The sequence below is a fragment of the Pseudooceanicola aestuariicola genome (assembly GCF_045763785.1).
Classification (GTDB): Bacteria; Pseudomonadota; Alphaproteobacteria; order Rhodobacterales; family Rhodobacteraceae; genus Pseudooceanicola.
The window spans coordinates 1-3,663 of record NZ_JBJGSF010000018.1; the positions used below are offsets into that span (position 1 = coordinate 1).

At 59.0% G+C, this 3,663-nt stretch carries 3 protein-coding genes; all 3 read right to left on the reverse strand.

The genetic code is table 11. The features are described 5' to 3' along the window. Positions 1-94 precede the first annotated feature (94 nt). The 3 genes from ACI3GR_RS20050 to ACI3GR_RS20060 are packed head-to-tail and all read right to left on the reverse strand — an operon-like array spanning position 95 to position 3,493. Positions 95-1,084 (reverse strand): TniQ family protein, encoded by a 990-nt coding sequence (locus ACI3GR_RS20050; protein WP_083545780.1) that lies wholly within the window; start codon positions 1,082-1,084, stop codon positions 95-97. Further along, on the reverse strand, positions 1,030-1,887 hold the full coding sequence (locus tag ACI3GR_RS20055) for a TniB family NTP-binding protein (protein ID WP_071974414.1): 858 nt from the start codon (positions 1,885-1,887) through the stop codon (positions 1,030-1,032). Before ACI3GR_RS20055 ends, ACI3GR_RS20050 begins: the two co-directional genes overlap by 55 nt. Next, on the reverse strand, positions 1,865-3,493 hold the full coding sequence (locus ACI3GR_RS20060; RefSeq protein ID WP_093455154.1) for a TnsB C-terminal domain-containing protein: 1,629 nt from the start codon (positions 3,491-3,493) through the stop codon (positions 1,865-1,867). The genes ACI3GR_RS20055 and ACI3GR_RS20060 overlap by 23 nt, the downstream gene beginning before the upstream one ends. Between the last annotated feature and the right edge of the window lie 170 nt (positions 3,494-3,663).

Here is a 3,663-nt window from a genome sequence, read left to right on the forward strand (position 1 = left end):
TGTCACTGTACCCTAATTAATCAGATTCTGCGGATTGGAAGCGTTTTCGGCAGATTCTGTACCCTTAATTGCAATATATCCACAGGGCGCTGCGTCAGTGGCTGACACAGCTTTGGCGCTTCCAGATTGCATCGGCTCGTGCCAGAAGCGCTTGACGATCTGCATCGGCACCGAGCTCGGAGATGGCCTGACGGGCAGCGTCTAGGGCCTGCGCAGACGTCTTTTTGGGCGACGTCGCCCTGGCAGATCGGTCAACGGGACTGCTTTCCTGCCGACGTCTTCGCGGAAGTCGCATATCGAGGTTCATCGACAGCTTGCGCACCTTCTCAATCAAACGTCTGCGCTGAGGAAAGGCGCGTCGGAGATCCCAGAATGCTTGTTCATTTCCGCGCAGCAAGATGGCCACTCCCAATAATGGACGGGCTGAGCAGACATCGACAGCTGCGAGTGCTATTGACCGCTCCAGTTGACACCGCGACGTGAGTGGCACGCTGTATACCAACTCAAGTACTTGTAAGAGGCACAGCGTATGGCTGATCCGCTGCATGTGCCTCAGATCGGCGGCGGCAACCGCCGTCTTCAGCAATGCCGCGCCCCGAGCGGCGCGGACACGTAGCCTGTTTGATAGACCATCGGCCGGATGCCTCGCCACAAGAGGTCGACCACAGTTTTCGCAAGTCAGCGACCAGGCGAAGCGCCAGTGGCGCAGGACCAGTCCCGAGGTTTGTTTCGAGCAGTTTGCGCAACTTTGGAAGTCATCGCTAGATACGCATTGAGCGGGATGATGCGTCGTGTCCGGGAGGGTCATGGCCGCGATCTCATCCCGGGTCTGCTGAACCGCCGGACATAGCCGAGCCCAGTTCACATGCCCAAGGTCACCCGCATGCTCCGGCACCCTGCCCTGCCCCAAACCGAGATAGCCGCAAAGCTCTTCGACGGAACAATGATTGGCCCGGGCCAACCGCCCGATCCAGCTCGAGAGAAGCTCGTCGGATACCGGTGGCGGTCGACGCGGCAATGGGTTCACGGTCACCCGAACTCCGCGATGGGTTGGCGCGGAATGCTCCAAGCATGCTTCGCCCATACCGGCTGCCAGGCCTGAACGGCCTCATCGGTGATCCGCTCCTCACCCGTCTCGATCGCATCGATGGCCAAGGACTTGATCATGATGAACACGCGCGAGGTCACACCGCCCGTCACTTTCAGGATTGTCCGAAGCGACGCAACCGTGAGGCCCGACCGCTGCTCAAGTGCCATCGCGGCAATCAGCGTTTGGATGAGCCGAGAGAACTCCACGTCGTCCTCCCAGAGCGGCAGGTAGTGTTCGTCCAGGCGACGGGCCAGTTGGTCGTCACCGCGGACGGCCTCGAGCGCTTCGTTGACACCGAAAACGACAAGCGAGGCACAGAGATCGTTGGCCAAGAACCGCAGCATGTTCAGGAACCGGCGTTGCTCCCGGTAACTACCGGCAAGCAGATTGTGCACCTCGTCGATCATCAGCATCTTCAGGTCCATATCCCGAAGATGACTGAGCGCGCGGACCTCAAGTTCGGACACGGTATGCCGCCCCCACATCGGCGCCCCGATCGTCGAAAGGATGTGCTGGTAGAAGCGTCGCTCGTCCGGCGCTGGCGGCGCCTGAACCAGCAGGATGGGGGTCTTCGTGATGCCCAGTTCTGCGTTGTACTGCGTCGGATACTTGCTGGCCATGCGCTTGGCGATCATCGTCTTGCCAATACCGGAACTGCCATAGACCATCAGGCCAGGCATCCGGCTCTGCTGCGGCATTTCCATCAGGGACGTCAATCGGTTGAGAACAATCGTGGCACGGTCGAATGCGATCCAATGATCGCTGCGGATGCGGTCAATTCTTTCTTCTGGGGTCATCAAACTCTTCAATCGGATAAGTGGGGAGGTCTGGGTTACCAGTGTCGATGGCGAACATTTCTCGGGACGGATCGCGGCGCGGCTGGTGCTTGGGAAGCCGCGTCTCGCGTTCGCTCTCCAGACGGGCGGTCCTTGTCTTCTGACGCGCCGCCTCGGCCAGTCGTCTCTGCGCGTCGATCACCTGGAACAAGGCCTTCTCGTTGATCCGACCGCCATGCCTGTCTTGCCATTCCTTCCGCGCCCGACGACTTTCCCAAAGCGATATCCGAGGGTGGCTCAGATCCCGATACCGAGCCGGGATCATGCGGCCATCATTGACGAGAACCCAGACCTGCGACAGGTCCCGCGGGTCGTACTTCACCTGCACCTTGCCGCTGCCCCGTCCGACCAACGACGCGAAGGCATCACTCCAGTAGTGCACCCCAAAGAGAGTGATCCCAGTGCGCCCGAGCTGGCGCAACTCAAAAGGCAGGAAGCTTGTCCGGAAGGCTTCGACATCGACAACCTGCCGCCCCGCAGTGTCTCCGCCCAAGTCAGCCCAAGCGGCCAGCGGCGTTCGCCCGAGGGCTTCGTGGCGGGTATTGTGGTAGCGGCAAATCTCCAGATGAAGCCAGTCCTCGAACTCGGCCAGGGTCAGAGCCGCATGTTTCTCGCTGTCATAATCGCCCTTCTCGGCAGCGGAGGATTGCGTGGTCCCGGGCAAAACATGAACAGCCCCCATGGCCGTTCCGATCAAACGTTCGATATGACCTCCGAAGTGCGTTGCACCAGGCGGGCGGTACTCGACGGCAATGCCCCAATCTTCGCAGGCCGATGAGAAGGCGTCGCTGTGGAACTCCTGCGCGTTATCGACATGGATCGCCTTCGGGATGCCGGATGTCGGCCAGACCAATTCTTCCAGCTTCCCTGGGACGTGGATCGATTTCCGACGCACACAATGATCGAGGCAGAGCGCGATCGAAAGAACTGATGGTGCATCAAAGCTGACGAAGACCCCGAGAACGATCCGGGTTGCAACATCGATGGCTACCGTCAAATATGGGCGCGCAAGCGGTCGCCGATCCACGTGATCGACCAAAATGATGTCGGCCAAGGTGTGATCGATCTGAACAATTTCCAGTGGCGTTCCAACCGCAAGCCGGCCCGGACGTGCCGCAAAAGTCTTGTTCGCCTCCTTGGCACCACGGCGCTTTCTAACAATCTCTTTCTCGTCCATTGCATCGAGCCGAGCTTTCAGCGTTTTTCGTGCCGGTGGCTGGAAGCCCTTTGCCTCGCATTCCGAACGGATCTCACGCCAAATTCGCAGAAAGCTGGAGCGTTCGCGGACCAGATAATAGCGCCGTAGGCGTTCATCGATGAGGTCTTCGACTTCTCGCGCGATCCGTTTCGACCCCGGTTTCGGCCCCCGGCGACTGAGTTCCAGTGCTGCGGCCCGCCCATCGTTCTCGCGCAAACGGCGGTAAAGCGACCAGGTGTGGCTCTTCGCCAAACCTAGTTCCCAAGCAGCATCTCCGATTGCCGCACTGATCGGCTCACCCTTCTTCTCAAGTTCCAGGATCGGACGGAGGACTGCTGCTCGATGTTTTGCAAGACGCTCGCTGACCACGCCAATCCCTGCCCTATTCCTGTCAGCACTTATCCACAGAACTGACCGTATGCTAATAAAGGGTACAGTATGGCAATTAACGGTACAATATGAAAATTAAGGGTACATCGTGCCGCTGAAAACAAACGATAATTTTAAAGGCAATTCTGATTAATGAGGGTACAGTGACA